The 17,281-nt window shown below is 33.7% G+C and carries 17 protein-coding genes and 1 other RNA gene; 1 reads left to right on the forward strand and 17 read right to left on the reverse strand.

Annotated elements, in window-relative coordinates; translation table 11 throughout:
* Nucleotides 1-327: 327 nt before the first annotated feature.
* From A9G44_RS10735 to A9G44_RS10795, 13 genes are all read right to left on the reverse strand, one after another.
* Entirely contained in the window at nucleotides 328-873 is a 546-nt protein-coding gene (locus A9G44_RS10735; protein ID WP_065610955.1) for a 5-formyltetrahydrofolate cyclo-ligase, read from the reverse strand.
* Between the two features lie 29 nt (nucleotides 874-902).
* A non-coding RNA gene (gene ssrS, locus A9G44_RS10740) (6S RNA) lies at nucleotides 903-1,083 on the reverse strand.
* Between the two features lie 65 nt (nucleotides 1,084-1,148).
* Nucleotides 1,149-1,433, reverse strand: coding sequence for a cell division protein ZapA (zapA, locus tag A9G44_RS10745; RefSeq protein WP_034910649.1), 285 nt, complete (start codon nucleotides 1,431-1,433; stop codon nucleotides 1,149-1,151).
* Nucleotides 1,434-1,440: 7 nt separating this feature from the next.
* On the reverse strand, nucleotides 1,441-3,297 hold the full coding sequence (gene dxs, locus A9G44_RS10750; RefSeq protein WP_065610957.1) for a 1-deoxy-D-xylulose-5-phosphate synthase: 1,857 nt from the start codon (nucleotides 3,295-3,297) through the stop codon (nucleotides 1,441-1,443).
* Nucleotides 3,298-3,324: 27 nt separating this feature from the next.
* Nucleotides 3,325-4,203: a (2E,6E)-farnesyl diphosphate synthase gene (gene ispA / locus A9G44_RS10755; protein WP_081298322.1), complete on the reverse strand. Its 879-nt coding sequence runs from the start codon at nucleotides 4,201-4,203 to the stop codon at nucleotides 3,325-3,327.
* The gene (xseB, locus tag A9G44_RS10760; RefSeq protein WP_034910657.1) at nucleotides 4,187-4,432 is read right to left on the reverse strand and encodes an exodeoxyribonuclease VII small subunit; all 246 of its coding nucleotides are present in this window, start codon (nucleotides 4,430-4,432) and stop codon (nucleotides 4,187-4,189) included. Before xseB ends, ispA begins: the two co-directional genes overlap by 17 nt.
* Before the next feature lie 66 nt (nucleotides 4,433-4,498).
* Nucleotides 4,499-5,851, reverse strand: a complete 1,353-nt coding sequence (gene rmuC / locus A9G44_RS10765; RefSeq protein WP_065610961.1) for a DNA recombination protein RmuC — start codon at nucleotides 5,849-5,851, stop codon at nucleotides 4,499-4,501.
* A 2-nt stretch (nucleotides 5,852-5,853) separates the two neighbouring features.
* Nucleotides 5,854-6,828 carry an elongation factor P--(R)-beta-lysine ligase gene (gene epmA / locus A9G44_RS10770; protein ID WP_218837591.1) on the reverse strand — a complete coding sequence of 325 codons (975 nt, stop codon included), beginning with the start codon at nucleotides 6,826-6,828 and terminating at the stop codon, nucleotides 5,854-5,856.
* Nucleotides 6,829-6,892: 64 nt separating this feature from the next.
* Nucleotides 6,893-9,253, reverse strand: coding sequence for a glucans biosynthesis glucosyltransferase MdoH (gene mdoH / locus A9G44_RS10775; protein ID WP_065610965.1), 2,361 nt, complete (start codon nucleotides 9,251-9,253; stop codon nucleotides 6,893-6,895).
* 35 nt (nucleotides 9,254-9,288) lie between these two features.
* Entirely contained in the window at nucleotides 9,289-10,851 is a 1,563-nt protein-coding gene (locus A9G44_RS10780) for a glucan biosynthesis protein G (protein WP_080702306.1), read from the reverse strand.
* Nucleotides 10,852-10,869: 18 nt separating this feature from the next.
* Nucleotides 10,870-11,532, reverse strand: a complete 663-nt coding sequence (locus A9G44_RS10785) for a hypothetical protein (RefSeq protein ID WP_034910661.1) — start codon at nucleotides 11,530-11,532, stop codon at nucleotides 10,870-10,872.
* A 202-nt stretch (nucleotides 11,533-11,734) separates the two neighbouring features.
* Nucleotides 11,735-11,974, reverse strand: a complete 240-nt coding sequence (locus tag A9G44_RS10790; RefSeq protein WP_034910662.1) for a YecH family metal-binding protein — start codon at nucleotides 11,972-11,974, stop codon at nucleotides 11,735-11,737.
* Nucleotides 11,975-12,178: 204 nt separating this feature from the next.
* On the reverse strand, nucleotides 12,179-14,116 hold the full coding sequence (locus A9G44_RS10795; RefSeq protein ID WP_065610967.1) for an exoribonuclease II: 1,938 nt from the start codon (nucleotides 14,114-14,116) through the stop codon (nucleotides 12,179-12,181).
* 136 nt (nucleotides 14,117-14,252) lie between these two features.
* Between A9G44_RS10795 and A9G44_RS10800 the strand changes: the two genes are divergently transcribed.
* Nucleotides 14,253-15,002 carry an alpha/beta fold hydrolase gene (locus A9G44_RS10800; RefSeq protein WP_065610969.1) on the forward strand — a complete coding sequence of 250 codons (750 nt, stop codon included), beginning with the start codon at nucleotides 14,253-14,255 and terminating at the stop codon, nucleotides 15,000-15,002.
* A gap of 22 nt (nucleotides 15,003-15,024) precedes the next feature.
* Here A9G44_RS10800 and A9G44_RS10805 read toward each other — a convergent pair whose 3' ends face one another.
* The 4 genes from A9G44_RS10805 to A9G44_RS10820 are packed head-to-tail and all read right to left on the reverse strand — an operon-like array spanning nucleotide 15,025 to nucleotide 16,804.
* The gene (locus tag A9G44_RS10805; RefSeq protein WP_065610971.1) at nucleotides 15,025-15,360 is read right to left on the reverse strand and encodes a prepilin-type N-terminal cleavage/methylation domain-containing protein; all 336 of its coding nucleotides are present in this window, start codon (nucleotides 15,358-15,360) and stop codon (nucleotides 15,025-15,027) included.
* A complete protein-coding gene (locus A9G44_RS10810; protein WP_065610973.1) occupies nucleotides 15,353-15,787 on the reverse strand; it encodes a DUF2509 family protein in 435 nt (144 codons plus the stop codon). Before A9G44_RS10810 ends, A9G44_RS10805 begins: the two co-directional genes overlap by 8 nt.
* Nucleotides 15,771-16,334, reverse strand: coding sequence for a prepilin peptidase-dependent protein (locus A9G44_RS10815; protein WP_065610975.1), 564 nt, complete (start codon nucleotides 16,332-16,334; stop codon nucleotides 15,771-15,773). Before A9G44_RS10815 ends, A9G44_RS10810 begins: the two co-directional genes overlap by 17 nt.
* Nucleotides 16,328-16,804 carry a prepilin-type N-terminal cleavage/methylation domain-containing protein gene (locus tag A9G44_RS10820; RefSeq protein WP_034910673.1) on the reverse strand — a complete coding sequence of 159 codons (477 nt, stop codon included), beginning with the start codon at nucleotides 16,802-16,804 and terminating at the stop codon, nucleotides 16,328-16,330. The genes A9G44_RS10815 and A9G44_RS10820 overlap by 7 nt, the downstream gene beginning before the upstream one ends.
* Nucleotides 16,805-17,281: the final 477 nt, after the last annotated feature.

Consider the following 17,281-nt stretch of genomic DNA (forward strand, 5'->3'; position numbering starts at 1 on the left):
TTATACGGGTAATCTCTATGTCCTACTCTCATAATTATGATCGGCTTATTGTTTAATCAAACTTTTAGTGACAAAAAGATGCCTTATATAAATAAAAATATGGTTTCCAGTTTAAACCATGAGCCATTAAATTTGCTTAAACAACGGTATTTTATTTATTTTAGGTGTCTAATTATGGCAAGTCTTCTTATTTTGAATCTTCGTTTTCCTAATAAACTAATTTTTATATCTAGGCTGAATTTCTAGATATGAAGGTAAAACTGTTACAATTTATTCTTTATAATAAGAATGATTGTAATTTATAGTTTCAATAAAAAATAAAACAACTTAAGCATAGATAATTTCGGGCAATCGAACATCCCAAGGTTTGTTATCAATATGTTGGACTTTTTGGCAAGCAAAAGCAAGTCCAATTGGTAAAATTTGTTGAGTTTGATAATTTGCTAGTAATCGGTCGTAAAATCCACCCCCCATTCCCATACGATAACCTCGTTGATCGAAAGCAACTAGTGGCGTAAAAACAATGTCGAGTTGATGGTAAGGAAGTACATTTAATACATTTAACTTTGGTTCTAATATACCAAATTTATTTTTTATAAGTTGAGTTTGGCTAGTATATTTTAAGAAGAGTAAATGTTTAGAGGAAAAAGGGTGAATAATAGGTAAATAGACAGATTTATTTTGTTGCCATAAATAGTTAATTATAGGTTGGGTTTCGACTTCGCCATCAAATGATAAAAATATGGCAATATTTTTTGCTTTGTTAATCGCTTGGTGACAGGCAATTTTTTGATATATAGCGTGTTGTGCAATGTCTCGTTCACTGGAAGATAATTGTCGCCGTTTTTGACGAATGATTTGCCTTATATTCATCAGTTTTCACTGTTGTTTAAAAGTAAAAGAGCGCTCCAAGATGTCGTTAGGGTCGTAACCCTTGAACCCAAGGTTCAAGGTGAACATTGTGTTTTAATTTTTAGGTTTCCTTACAAGTAAGGCATACACACCAATTAAAAGTCACTCCGTTCTTAAGTTTAGAATATCGGCTCAGGGGACTAACCCATATGGCGATCATCTCAGAGTCGTGTGCTATAATACAAAATTTGACGGATCATACAATATTATTTGTATTAAATTTACAATTCAAGTAGTTAATTATTAGGATTTAGGGCTGAATCGAGTAATTGTTGTAACATTTTTAACCGATCGCCAAATTCATTGCTTTTTTCTTTTTCTTTTGAGAGTTCGTAAGAAATGTTTAGAGCAGCAGTCATAATAAGTTGATCACTGCCAACATGTGGAGACTTTTCTCGTAAATTTGTTAAGCGCGCATCTAAATCTTTTGCGGCATTGTTAAGTGCGTCGACTTCATCAACAGGACAATTAAATTTTAATGTTCGTCCAAAAATTTGAATAGTGACAGCTTGAGTTTCCATATTTAACCTATTGATTCATAAAACGATTAATTTTATCGATAATGTGTTTTTTATCTAGTCCTATTTCTTGCCTTATTTCGCTTTGAGAGCCTTGAGAAATAAACTTGTCAGGGAGTCCAATATTTAAAATATCACATTTTATTTTTTTCGATAATAAATATTCACAGACGGCGCTACCTGCTCCGCCTTTGATACTGTTTTCTTCGATGGTGACAAGTATATTATGAGTTTGGCTAATGTGCAAAAGGACTTTTTCATCTAATGGTTTAACAAAACGCATATCGATAACTGTAGCATTGATTTGTTCTGCAGCTTGTAAAGCTTCGGTAATTAAAGAGCCAAAATTTAGTAAAGCAATATTTTCACCTTGCCGGCACAATTTAGATTGTCCCAAAGGAATTGCTGTTAATGGGATTAATGGCGTTCCAGTGCCTTCACCACGGGGGTAACGTACTGCTGCAGGACCATTATGTAAATAGCCTGTGTAGAGCATTTGTCGACATTCGTTTTCGTCACTCGGTGTCATAATGACCATATTGGGTATGCAGCGTAGATAACTTAAGTCAAATGCACCTTGGTGAGTTTCACCGTCGGCGCCGACAATTCCTGCACGATCGATAGCAAACAATACGGGTAAGTTTTGAATAGCAATATCATGAATCACTTGATCATAAGCGCGTTGCAAAAAAGTTGAGTAAATAGCTACAACAGGTTTTAATTCACTAATTGCAAACCCAGCAGCAAGGGTTACCGCATGTTGTTCGGCTATTGCAACATCAAAAAATTGGTCAGGATAACTATTTGCAAATTTTGTCATACCTGAACCTTCTCCCATTGCAGGGGTTATTGCCATTAAACGTTTATCATTTTGCGCCATTTCGCATAACCAATCGCCGAATACTTGCGAATATGTTGGCGCAACTTTTTGAGTAGTAGGTAATATACCATCATTTGGATTAAATTTTGGTACGCCATGCCATAAAGTCGGATCTTTTTCAGCTGGTGCGTAGCCTTTGCCTTTTTGTGTTATTACATGAAGCAGTTGTGGACCCTTTAATTGGCGAACTTTTTGTAAAGTTGCGACCAATCCATTAATATCATGTCCATCAACAGGACCTATATAATTAAATCCAAGTTCTTCAAATAAGATAGCTGGTGTGACTAATCCTTTTAAGTGTTCTTCAGTTTTTTTAACAAGTTCTTTTAATGGTGGAATATTAGCTAATATCCGTTTGCTATTTTCCCTAAAAGATGTATAGGCTTTACTTGATAAGATTTGAGTTAGATGTTGGTTAAGTGCTCCAGTATTTGCAGAAATTGACATATCATTATCGTTGACAATCACTAGCATATCTGGCTTAACATGACCAGCGTGATTCATTGCTTCAAATGCCATACCAGCAGTTAATGCTCCATCACCAATAATGGCAGCTACTTTTTTACCTGATTGTTTTTTTTGTTCGCTAATTGCAATACCAAGTGCTGCACTAATTGAAGTTGAAGAATGACCTGTGGTTAGCACATCATATTCACTCTCATTACGATGAGGAAATGGATGAAGTCCCCCTTTTTGACGAATAGTGAGCATTTGGTCTCGTCGACCCGTCAAAATTTTGTGAGGGTAAGCCTGATGACCAACATCCCAAATAATTTTATCAAAAGGTGTGTGATAAACATAATGCAAGGCTGTTGTTAATTCAACAACACCTAGTCCCGATGCTAAATGACCACTTGATTGACTTACGCATGCGAGTAAATATTGTCTAAGCTCGTGACAAATAGACGATAACTGTGACTGAGGAAAACATCTTAGATCCTCAGGCGAGTTTATTTGTTTTAACAAAGGGTAATTATCTAAATTCATTATGTAATGCTGTATTTTAGCTAGTTATTAACTATTGCGATTAATAATATAACCAGCAAGTTCCTGTAATGGCTGATTATTATAAGGTATTTGTTTTAGACTATCGATAGCTTGCTGATAGAGTTGCTGGGTTAGTTTTACTGCGCTATCTAGCCCAATTAATGCAGGGTATGTACTTTTTTCATGAGTAAGGTCTGAACCTTGTGGTTTACCCATAATAGATTGCTCGCCAATGATATCTAAAATATCGTCTTGAATTTGAAATGCTAGCCCAATTGCCTCAGCATAGCGATCGAGCATTAGCTGATAAGGTTTAGCTATTTCACCGCATGCAAAAGCACCCAAACGGATTGCCGTTTTGATCAATGCTCCTGTTTTATAACAATGTATTTTTTGCAAATGTTCAAGACTAATTGATTGATGTGTGGCCTGTAAATCAAGTGATTGACCAAGGCACATGCCATTAACGCCACTGGCATGGGCAAGTTCAGTTATCATATTAATTTTAGTTTCAGCATCGATTAATTTACTTTTTGCTAGCATTGAAAAGGCTAAACTTTGTAAGGCGTCACCGGCAAGTATTGCTTGAGCTTCACCAAATTGGATATGGCAGGTTGGTTTTCCTCGGCGTAAGTCATCATTATCCATTGCAGGTAAGTCATCATGAATTAATGAATAAGTATGAATTGCTTCAATCGCAGCAGCGGCTTCATCTAACTTAGAAAGGGGGCAATTAAACATTTGTCCGGTTAAATAGACTAAAATAGGTCGAATTCGTTTTCCACCAGCCAACAAACTATAACTCATTGCTTGTTGAAGTTGAGATGATTCAATTTGTGAAATATAGGTGGTTAAAAACGAATCAATTCGTTCTTGTAATGGCTTTAAACTATTCATTATCATCATTTGAAAATTCTGACAGTTCGGCGTCACTATTTTCAGATAATAAAATCTGAATGCGCTGCTCAGCTTGTTGTAACTGCTTTTGTCCTGCTTTTGCTAATTTAATCCCTTTTTCAAACTCATTTAGCGCTTCATCTAATGGTAGATCGCCGTTTTCTAATTGAGCTACAATGGTTTCGAGCTGTTTAAGTGTCTCTTCGAAACTTACTTCTTTGTCTTGCTTTTTTGCCATATTCAATTCCTCTTTGCGTGCGATGAGTATACACTTATTTCCCCTAATCGTGAATCTAGGTTTTGTTTATTTACTCTCATTTTCGTTATTCAATTCATCGATTGATAATAAGGTAATATCTGGATTAATCGGTTTTTTAACTTCGATACCCATTTCACGAAATCGTTCAATTTGTCCAATTACATTGCCACGACCTTTACATAATTTGTTCATGGAATTTTGATAGGTTTGTTGAGCTTTGTCTAAACAATTGCCCAGATTTTCCATATCTTCAACAAAGCCACGCATTTTGTCATATAATTTGCTTGCTCTATCGGCAATAAGTTCAGCATTACGATTTTGATATTCAAACCGCCATAAATTATGGATAGTCCGTAATGCAACTAATAAAGTAGTGGGGCTTACTATCATAATATTACTTTTCAGAGCATCGTTAATTAATGTTGGGTCATTATCTATTGCACTTAAAAATGCTGGCTCGACAGGAATAAACATCAAAATATAATCTAATGAATTAATTCCAATAAGTTTATGATAATCTTTTTGACTAAGTTGTTTTAAATGGTTACGCACAGCCGTTAAATGTTCGGCCATTGCTTTTGCTTTAACGTTTTCGTCATCACTATTAAAATGGCGTTCGTAGGCAACCAAGGTCACTTTTGAATCAATAACTACATCACCTCCTTGCGGTAAGTGAACAATGACATCAGGTTGTAATCGTTGATTGTTTTCGTTGGTTAGATTAACTTGTGTTTCGTACTCATAACCTGAACGTAATCCTGAATTGTCCAGAATTTGACTTAGAATAAATTCTCCCCAATTCCCTTGGGTTTTGTTATTGCCTTTTAACGCATTAGTTAGATTGGTTGCTTCTTTACTCATTTGTTCATTAAGTAGTTGCAAGTTACGGATTTCATGCGTCAGTGTGTGGCGTTCTTTTGCCTCTTGCCCAAAACTATCTTGAACTTGCTTTTTGAAGCCTTCTAACTGTTCTTTAAGTGGTGAAAGTAAAAAATCAAGGCTCTGTTTATTTTGTTGTTCAATCTTTTTACCACTCTGTTCAAAAATGCGATTAGCTAGGTTTTCAAATTGAGTGGTAAGTCGTTGTTCACTTTGTTCTAGTATAGTTTGACGTTCTTGTGTTGCACTTAATGTTTCTTCTAAGCGTGTTTTAAGTTCGCTAATTTTAACATTCTGCGCTAGATTTTGTTGTCGATACTGCTCTAATTCGTGTTCGAGTTGTTTTACTTGAATTATTAAAGTTTGGTTTTCTTCCTTTTTTTGAATTAGTTGTAGATCGAATAGTTGCTGTAAATTATTAATTGTTAATTGAGATTTTATAGCAAACACAAATAACATTAAGGCAACAATCCCAATAATAATGGCAATCCATTCTGTGAATCCTAAAGCATTGAACATAATTAAGCCCTTTCAAAAGTAAATGACATTACATCATTCAAGCTATTACAGTTTAGAGCAAGCATAATTAAACGGTCTAATCCGATAGCAACTCCTGCACAGTCTGGTAGCCCAGCTTCCATAGCGGCCAGTAATTCAATGTCAATATTCTGAGCTGGTAAGTTTTGATTAGTACGATCTAAATTATTTTGTTCAAAACGCATTCGTTGTTCTTGTGCATTAGTCAATTCTTTAAAGCCATTAGCAAGTTCAACACCTTTGTAATAGAACTCAAAACGGCTAGCTACACGATGATCTTCTGGGCTAATAGCGGCTAATGCAGCTTGTGATGATGGAAAGTTAAATACAGCAATAGGTTTGTCTTGACCAATATGTGGTTCAACGCCGAAAGTGAATAAGCATTGTAACAATCCATCTTTATCATAATTATCTGTATTAAGTCCGATATCAAGCTGATTTGCTGCATTAGCTAAGGTTGCGTGATCGGCTTCCAAAGGGTCAATATTAAGATGTCGTTGAAATGCTTTTTGATAAGAGATGCGTTCAGCAGGTTCACAATCTAAAATAGTTTGTAATAGATCATCGACTTCATTAATCATTTGCATCATATCAAATTGGATGCGATACCATTCTAACATGGTAAATTCAGGGTTATGATAACGGCTGACTTCTTCATGATTACGAAAACATTTACACATTTGATAAATTGGACCACTACCAGCAGCTAGTAAGCGTTTCATATGATATTCAGGGCTGGTAATTAATGACATGTTTCGCCCTTGTTGATCATCGATTTCACCAGGCTTTAAAAACTTAGTGTGAAAAGAGCTTAAATGTACGTCTGTTACTGCATATTGGCTTAAGGTAGGTGTTTCGACCTCTAAAATACAGCGATCAGCAAAAAATTGACGAATTTGAGAAACAATTTTCGCGCGCTTAAGTAAATTATTTATAGGTGCAGAAGGTTGCCAAGTCATAAAAATATCCATGGATTTTGATTAGTTACTAAAAAGAAGTGAAATAGGGCAAAAGCCCTATTTCTTATTGTTGGCGTTCATTTTGCCATATTGAGAACAAATTGTCGTATTTTTCTTGTTGTTGCCAAATATGACGATGTAATGCGGAAAGAATAATTGGGTCTTCTAAAATCGCTAACTGCTTTTCTTTACTCATTTTTTCTAAGTCTATGTGTTGATATTGTTCAATAAGCTCATTGCGTTTTTGTTGGTTTTTATTATTAACTCTATGTCTTGAAGTCGATAAAGCGCAAGTTAGCGCATTATATATAGGATCGACCAACGCCATAACAAAGCCATGCTCAACAAATTCAGTTTCAGTTTTAATTAAATATTCGCCTGTAAGAGTAACAGCTCTTGTAGGATGCGTTTCTTCAGGGGTTAAAAATAGTCCTGCTTTTTTTGCCTTCATGCCGATACTTGAAAGCCCAGATACTCTAATTACTAAAGGTGAAATGGTTAAAGGTATTAATATGGCTATATACCAATAAGTAAATTGTGGATTTAACCAGATAATTACTCCTAACCAGATAATACCTAATAATGACAGTGGCCAACAAAAATAAAATGACTCCCCCCATGTTAGAGCGTCGTCACTTCGGGATGGTGACTTCCATTGAATTTTACTGCCCATCCATGCTTTAAGTACAAATTTACTATGAAAGATCATGCGTATTGGCGCTAAAATCATTGACCAAATCATTTCAATCAGTATTGATAAAGTTAATTTAAATATACCGCCAACATCTTTTGCCCCAGTTCTGGCTATAATAATACCGTAGCTGAAGAATTTAGGTGCAAACAGTAAAACCATTGTGGTTGATAATAGTTGAATGGCTAATTGTTCATCCCACCTTGGCCAAGTCGGATAAAATTGGTTAGGTTGGAAGAAATATTGAGGCTCAGAAATATTAAACACCAATAATAATAGTGTCGAAAATATTAAAAATACTAGCCACAATAATGAAGAAATATAAGCCATGCCACTAGTTGCAAACATTAAACGATGGGTCAATTTAATACCGCTTTTGAAGATTAGCCTTAAATTAATTAAGTTACCCATACACCAGCGATTATCACGTTTTAAATCTTCAATCATATTACCAGGAAGCTCTTCATAACTTCCATTCATATTATAAGCGATCCAGACGCCATAACCAGCACGACGCATCAGAGTCGCCTCAACTAGATCATGCGATAAAATATGAATTGGACCCTTACGTTTTTGCAATGGCGATAATATGCAATGCTCAATAAAAGGTTTTAAGCGAATCATTGCATTGTGACCCCAATATTGTGCTTCGCTTAGTTGCCAAAAGTGTGTGCCAGAGCAAAATATATCACTATAAATCTGATTGGCAAATTGTTGAATACGTCCGTAAAGTGTCGTCATTCTGACTGATTTTGGTGGTGATTGTAAAATACCTGCTTTAGGTGTCATTTCCATCATGGCGATCATTTTTAAAATACAATCACCTGTCATGATACTATCGGCATCAAGGATCATCATGTATTCATATTGGTGCCCCCAACGACGGCAAAAATCATCAATATTACCACTTTTACGTTTTACTCGGCGTTTGCGATGGCGATAAAAAACGTTGCAACCATTGTTTTGTTTTGCTGCATTAAATTCAGCCCAAGCTTTAAGTTCGTTCACATATAGATCGGGATCGTTAGTATCACTTAATATATAAAAATCACAACAAGCTGCGTGGCCTGTTTCTGCTAAAGATTGATAAGTTGCTTGTAACCCAGCAAATACTCGAGCAACATCTTCATTACAAATTGGCATAACAAGAGCGGTTCGATGTTTTGTGTCGATATGTGATGCTGGATCCTTGGGAATAGGAATAGTGTAACGGTCTTTACCCATGACGGCTAAAATTAGTCCCATAATGCTGGTCCAAAATCCAATAGAGATCCAACAAAACAAAATAGCAAACAGGATAATAATCGCCCCTTGTATGATATAAGGTATTATGCTGTAGATGGCTAATTCAGGATTGATATCCCAATTAGTCATAAAATTGATTTTTTGCCAACTCTGGTATGGTAATAAAGAAGATAGATAAGTGGTTCCATAATATGTTTGTACTACAATCAACGCAAACATAATAAAGCGTCGAATTATAGCTAAAATATTAAAGTTATGTTTTGACTTGGCAATATAGCGCTGGTTCCAGATTTGAGGTTGAATTGAAACGCGTTCAACTTCAGGATAACTTGGTTGTTGTTTTCGGTCATCAATAAAAGAACTAGTATCGCCAATCTGATTTAAGCGATATTTTAAGAACTCAACATCATCAGGTGGTGTTGTATTATTTTCATATTTTTGACGCCAAGCTTCAGCATCAGGTAGATTTGTAAAGTAATCTTTTTTCATATTTTTATCTTATAATAATAATGACTATTACATTACTATTGTGCTGGGTATTGCCCGCTCCAAGTTTCAGAAATCACTTCATTGGTTGCTTGTGAAGCGAGTTGTACACGAATATCCGTTGCCTTTTTACTATCTTGGACGTTGAATCTAACAATTACACGCCATCCTTTTATTATTGGATTGTACTGTGAATTACAGCTTACAATAGAGCCGTTAGTAATACTTGAAATTACTTTGACTGGGTCATTTTCTGATAATGAAGGACCAGCGAAGTCAATCACGTACGCATTAGAGCCATCAAGTTTACGAATTAAATTAGCTTGTTTTATATCGCCGAGTGATAATCGGGTACTAATAGCTTTTGCGATATTATTAGGATAACGCTGTAATTCATGTAATGAATAATGTAATCGATATTTTATATCAAGCACGTCGCCAGCTTTATATTGTTTTTCTGGCACCCAAAAAGTGACAATATTATCGTTAGTTTCGTCTGCTGTTGGGATTTCAACTAATTCGACTCGTCCTTTTTGCCAATCGCCTAAAATTTCAGTCCAAACGCTTGGTCGTTTTTCATAGTGATCATCGAGATCTTGATAATCATCAAAACCTTTATCACGCTGAATTAAGCCAAAAGCTTTTGGGTTTTCTAAGCTATACGATGAAAACGATAGACGTTTAGGGTTATTTAATGGACGCCAGATCCATTCGTTATTATTTGCTAATATTGATAGTCCATTAGAATCATGCATTGCAGGTCGATAATTTAACAATGGTGATGGTTGATTAGGCCCAAATAAAAACATACTGGTTAGTGGGGCAATGCCAAGTTTTTTTACAGAATCGCGGAAAAAGACCTTAGCTTGAACTGTAACAGTAGTATCAATACTTGGAATCAATGTAATTTTATAAGCACCAGTTACGCTTGGTGAGTCGAGTAATGCATAGATAACTAAATGTTTTTGATTTGGTTCTGGTCTTTCAATCCAGTACTCTTTAAAACGTGGAAATTCTTCACCAGACATTTCTCCAGTGTTAATGGCAAGCCCTCTTGCCGAAAGACCATAGCGTTGATCTTTACCTACCGCACGAAAATAACTGCCACCAAGAGCTGAAAATATTTCATCGTCGGTTTTTGTTGGATTATTAATTGGGTAATGGACTTTAAAACCAGCAAAACCCAAATTTTTAGTATCTAGTTTATCAAGATTAATCTGGCTTAAATCAAAATAGCTAGGATCATATTGTATTGGAGTTATTTGGTTATTAACAATTTCATTAATCTTTATTGGAACATCAAAGTACATTCCTTCGTGATAAAACTCAAGTTTGAAACGGCTTTTTTGATCACCCCAGTAAGCTTTTTTATGATTAAATAGAATTTTTTGGTAATCAGCAAATTGTAAAGATGCTAATTCATTAGGAATATTTTTAGATGGTTGAACATAAGCCTTTTTAGATAGTTTTTCAGCTTTTTCAACTACATCATCAAGCGAAAAAGCCCATGCAGAAAAACTAATACAAGTAGCTGAAGCTAAGCAAAGCACCTTGCAAATTAAAGTTTTATTAAACTTATGAATTGGAAATAAATTGCACATAAAAGACTCGCGTTAGTATTATCTAAAAATATTGAAATAATTGATAATATTGTTTTTTGGATCATCTAAGCATTTCTCAACGTAATCCACTTTCATTTCTTGAAGAATGCTTGGGTTTTCGTTTATTAGGAAGTAAGAATAGTCATCTTTAGTAATCTTTGCTTTTAAGGATGAGATATCTTGTTCTGACATTCTAAATTGTGGTCGAAAATATTGTGTTATTTTTGCATTATCTTTTGTATAAATTGCTGCAACGAAATCAGCTGAATATTGGCAATAACTTTTTATATTGTTTTCAGTTGCTTTTATTTTACTTAGTTCCATATTATGTTCGGCTTGGTTTTCCTCAACTACTTTTTTGAGTTGCACATGATACTTTAATTTATATAGTTCATTTAAATAAAAATTCAATACACAAGAGGAGAGGTTATTATCGCCTTTACAATTTAGAATACCTTGTTTAATAATGTAGTTATCGAAGTTTTTATCACCAACAAACCGAATTAATTGATTTTTAGCATCAACAACATAAGGGTCGTTAGTTTCAGTTTGTTGTTTTAATAGAGATAGTTGCTCTGTTTCGGAAATTGGTTCATTATTTTTTAAAGGTAAATTTTTTTTTGCACAACTTGTGACAAGAATAGCGACAAAGGTGCATATAAGGATATTACTTACTTTCATTTATCAAATTCCATGAGCATATTCTTTAGGTTAATTTTAAAGCGAGCAACTTTGCCACTAATTTAGTCACGTTATTAGTAACAACAGCCACTTATAACGATTATTGTTGTAGTGCGAAATTATATACTCTTATTAATTTAAAAAACACTAGCAGATTAAATTAAATTTATAAAAATTGTACTTTATATACGGTCATTTTTCTCTAATGTTTGCATATTTTTTTATTATCGACCGTAAATTTAGTTTCATGATCAACTGAGGGTTTAAATTTCCCCTTTGCTTTTAAAAAAGCGATTAGTTGCTCGGCATTCATGTTGGATTTTGAACAAGTATGAAATATGGCATCTTCTCCAAACTTACTTTTGATAGCATCAAGTAAAGAAGATTCGGTATAATTGTTTCCATTCATCATATGCAATACTTCGTGTCCATGAATTGACATTATAGCCTCCCTGAATTATTGTTCATTTTAATGATTAATTCATTATTTTTAGTCCCGAAAGATAACAGATATTTTTAATAAGAAAAAGAGGTTTAATATTAAAAATATGATAAAGTTTTAATTATTCCCCCTGATTTACATCGGGGGAAGAAATAACAGCAAAAAAGCTGTAAATTCAAGCAAGAATAATCTTTCTTTTATTTTTTAATTGTTGGCTAATTTTGTAATGATTGATTGATTTTCGCTTTTAACCTGATGAATAACAACAGAGATAGTATCAGCAAGTTTGTAGCAAACCTCATCTTTAATTTTGATGATTCCTTCCTCAGGTAACAAGATAATTTCTTCCTTGACTGAGTGAATCATTGAAAGTGGCATAAATGCAAAAGCGCCTATATCACATAAACGAACTCGAGCACCACCACGATTGATATCGATAATTTCAGCAGAAAAACTTTCACCTACTTTATTTGATAAGTATTGAGCATAAAGGTTTTCAGCCATATCACGTTCTGCATAGCGTAATGTTTTGCGTCTTTCATTCATGTTTTTTAATTGATCTTTATCGGGTGCGATTAATTCTTGTGATCGGATAAATGCTTTGATTAATCGATGGTTGACCATATCACCATATTTACGTATTGGTGAAGTCCATGTTGCATAGGCATCAAATCCCAAACCAAAATGTGGTTTAGGTTCAGTTGAAAAATCAGCAGGGCTTTGGAACTTGCGAAGTTTTGTGGACAAAAATGGAGTGTTGTCGATTATACGACGCAACTTTACGTAACCATCGAAAGATAATAATGATTCTTTATCAAATTCAGTGATTCCGTTGTCATTTAAAAAAGTCACTACTTGTTCAATATATTTATTATCAAAACCTGAATGAATATTAAAAATTCCAAAACCAATTTTATTTTTTAATTGCAGTGTTAAAGCTTGGTTAGCTAAAACCATGACTTCTTCTACTATTTGGTTTGCAATCCGACGAGACTCTTTAATTATTGATTTAACTTGGCGATTTTCATCAAGTTCAAAACGATAATCTCCATTATCTTTAAAAACTAAAGCATGATTTTGCCGCCATGTCATACGAATTTTTGCTAAGTCAGCTAAATGTTTAAGTTGCTGTTTAATAATTGGATTGTTAGTTTCTAAATCTTCATTATTTTCTAAAAAATTAGAAACATTGTTATAAGTTAATTTAGCTTTTGATTCAATCCAAACTGGTATAAAAGTGATCTCATCGCTATTAATATTGCCCGTTTCGTCAATACTCATTTTACATATCATTGCAGGACGTTTTTGATTTGCTTTTAATGAACATAAATCATTGGCAAGCTCTTTGGGTAGCATAGGGATATTAAAATCAGGTAAATAAGTGGTAAAATTTCTGATTTTGGCAATACGATCAAGTTCGCTATCTTGTAATACATAAGCGGTAGGATCGGCAATGGCAACCATCAATTGATAATCTCCTTGTTCACCTTTTGATATCGCAATAGCATCATCCATATCTTCTGTATCTTCGCTATCGATGGTGAAAAAGTTAACATCGGTTAAATCTTGACGGTTATCAAGTTCAGTACCGTTAATTGATAATGAATCGAACTGTGGGGCGTGAGTTTCTAAATCGTAGCGCGCTAACGTTTTTAGCCAAAGTTGATAAGGTGAATTGCTTTCAGCAACAAAACGAACAATTTCGGCAAGAAATTGATTCCGTTCTTCTTGCAAAGGGTGAGAAACAAGCGTTGCCACAACCCAATCGCCTTCTTTTAGTTTTTCGCTAACTTGCTTGTTTATTTTGCAACGAATGGCTAGATTAGTTGACATATTTTCAGGATAAATAACCATTGCACGATCTTGAAAGCCTATTTTGCCAATAAATTTTTGCAATGCACTTTCAATTAATGATTCAGGTTCAAAAGACTCTTTATCGTTATTACTTATTACTGTCCCTGATACCTTATCACCATTGCAAACTCTTTTCATTTTAGCAATAGGGATGAAATAACTTTTTTTATTATCAACATCTAAAAAACCAAATCCTTTTTCATGAGCTCTAATAGTGCCTTCAATGCGTGGTGTTTGTTCATGGAGTTCTTGTTTTAATTGTGCGAGTAGAGGGTTATTTTGAAACATATGGCCTAAAACTAGTTAAAAAGTTGGTATTAAATTCTATCATATTTATGCAAATTGTGGTTATTGAATTAATCGGTGATGGTATTGAAAATAGACGTATAATAATGCCACTTAAAATAATTGGTCGAATTAAAGTATGAAATTAAACTATAAATTACAGGGTGATGGACAGCCGATAGTGTTTTTACATGGGGTATTTGGGAGTTTAGATAATTTAAATATGCTAGCGAAGGATTTTGTGCAGTATTATCAAACCGTGCAAGTTGATCTTCGTAATCATGGGCATTCCCCTTGGTCTGATAAGATAACTTATCAAACTATGGCTGAAGATGTAGCTGAACTTTGTTATGATTTACAATTAAAAGATATAATATTAGTTGGTCACTCAATGGGGGGGAAGGTTGCTTTGCAATTGTCGCAAATGCTTTCAGATTCTATCCAAAAAATTGTTGCTATCGATATTGCGCCTATAAAATATCACCGTTCGTCCAATGCCACTATTTTAAGAGTGTTAATGTATTGCCTTAGTAACCAAATTACCGATAAAAAGCAGATCATCAATTTAATGGAACAAGTAGGTATTAACATGCCAACCATTCTTTTTTTACTAAAATCGTTTAAGAATGATAAATGGTTGTTTAATATTGAAGCAATTAATTCACAATATGCTCATATATGCGATTGGCAAAATATCTCACCTTGGTTAAAACCGACGTTATTTATTCGGGGAGGTAACTCTTCTTATATTACAAATGAAACTTATCCAGCGATTTTCGAACAATTTCCTAATGCAAAAATTGAAGTAGTTGAAGATGCTGGGCATAATGTTCATGCAGAAAAAACACCACAAGTTTTGCAACTTCTACATAACTGGATAGAGGGATAAATGGTATTTAAATTGCAAATATTTAGAGTGAATTACAAAATAATCGTTGCTGCTCGGCAACTTGTTTGTTAGGTGCATTAACCGTTATAACAACTATTTTACACTGGGCATTATAAGTTTTACTGGTGAGCTTATAGTGCCAACCAGAAGGAATAATTTGGTTTGTGGTATAAGGGTAGCTATCAAGTAGCTGAAAAGCAATTTTGTTGGCACGTAAGTAGTTTGTAAAGTAGTGATGTTTATAAAACAATGCTTGTTGGTAATTAACAAATCCTAACATAATAATTGAAAATAATAGCGTTGCTATCATAACTTCAATTAAACTAAAGCCAGCTATTTTTTTCTTTTTGTTATTCACAATAAATAGCCCTTTTTTCTGGGCAATAATCGAGCCAATGACCTTTTTCAACAATCAATCGATTGTTATCAAAATGTGCGAGTGTATATAAATAAAAATCTTTAGCTTCGCCTCTTACTAACACATACTTATCAATTTTTAATAAAGACTTTTTTATACATGCTTTTAATTGATAAGTGGGTTCAGTCATACAATACCAATTTGTTTTAGGAGTTTGCCAATTTTGGGTTATTGCCCAAGTTAAAGATGAACTAGCTTGATTAAATTTTTGATAGTATTGACTTTCCATTAAGATAGTTTTTTGCCACGAGGTAATAAGTATATTAAAACCAATTAATAGCACCAATCCCACAACCATCAAAATAATTACCATTAAAATAGTGCTAAACCCAGACGAAGTATAAATTTGTTTAAAATAGGTTTTCATTTTTGATTATTTCAGTTATGTGATAATTAATCTGCTTGTTTTTTCTTAATTCAGCAGTAACAGATAGACTAATGGCATCGGGTAGCTGTTTTATTGTAAAATCGGTTACTTTGATTTCGTTTGAATCAAATAAGTTTTCCCATTTAGTTCCAAAACAATCTATTGCTCCTGTTTTATAGGCTATATTGTTTTCTTTATAGCGATAGGTAAAAACATCTGACTTTATAGGGGTAAATTTGTCCCAAACCCAAGAATTGCGAATTTCGCTATCGTATCGAAGAACAATACATTTTCCTTGTTTATCGATTTTAATAGCTTTAGCTGTTATTTTTTTGGGGTCATTAGCAATAAAACCAGCTCGTCTTATGTCTTTTTTCATACCAGCTAATCCAAGTTCAATTGCCTGTTGTAAACGTGTTTTTTGATAATATTGCATCATACTTGTTTGTAATTGAATGTAAAACGAGGTTATACCCATAAAAATTAGACTTGATAATATTAAGCTAATAAGCATTTCAAATAAGGAATATCCAGATGCTTTTAACATGGAGGTAAGCCTGTTATATAGCTATTTTCTGCACAGAATCGAATGCGTCCAAATAAAGAAATAAAAATCCTGCTAGTACCTATCTTATTTTTTAATTGGAAAGACATTGTTTGTGCTAAGTTGCGACGACCTAAGATCAAAGCATTTTTATTGTTTAATAATTCACTAATTTCAACAGAATTATCAGGTTTGATAAAATAAAGTACTCCTTCACTGCACGAAGTGGGTTTTTCATCATTAGTGATAGCAATACACCAAGGTGAAGTAAATTGATGAATAATGTAATTCTCATTTTTAATCGACGCTTTTATTTGAACTTCATACAAAAAATAAGCTAACTGTTTGGTTGTATAAGCTAATTCATTACGCAGTTGTTGCTCTTTCCAATGCTCAACGCCTATTGTGACTAAAATAGCACTAATACAAATAGTTATTAACAGTTCTAGTAATGAAAATCCCCAATTTTGCATAATATTGTCTTGGTAACTATCATGATAGTTGCAGAGTACATTTTAATTAAACAATTGGTTATTTGACATTCTAGATTTGTGATACATTGCTCAAATAAATTGTGCTTTTTTCGTTAATACTTTGCTTTTTGTTTTGATGAAAAGTTTATTTAAAAATTACGTCAAAAAGCGGTTGGCAAGTATGTTGATTTTATTAAGTTTTTTATTTTGTTTTTCTTGAATTCAAACATGAAGTGCAATTTTAAACACGGTGGAGTGAAGAAAGTAGAAAGGTGATTTATACTAGCACCTTCGCACCATCACAGTTTGGAGATTGCTATGTATTATAATCACCTTTCTAGGAAGGAAAGATACTAGATTTTTGTATTTATAACTATACACAATATCTATTGAACTCACGCACAAGAAAACGGCATAAGTTTAAAAGCCCTGCCGCTTTTTATTCTAAGCGTTAAGACGAATTACACTTCATGGTGC

This window comes from Gilliamella sp. Occ4-3 (assembly GCF_001690675.1).
GTDB lineage: Bacteria > Pseudomonadota > Gammaproteobacteria > Enterobacterales > Orbaceae > Gilliamella > Gilliamella bombi.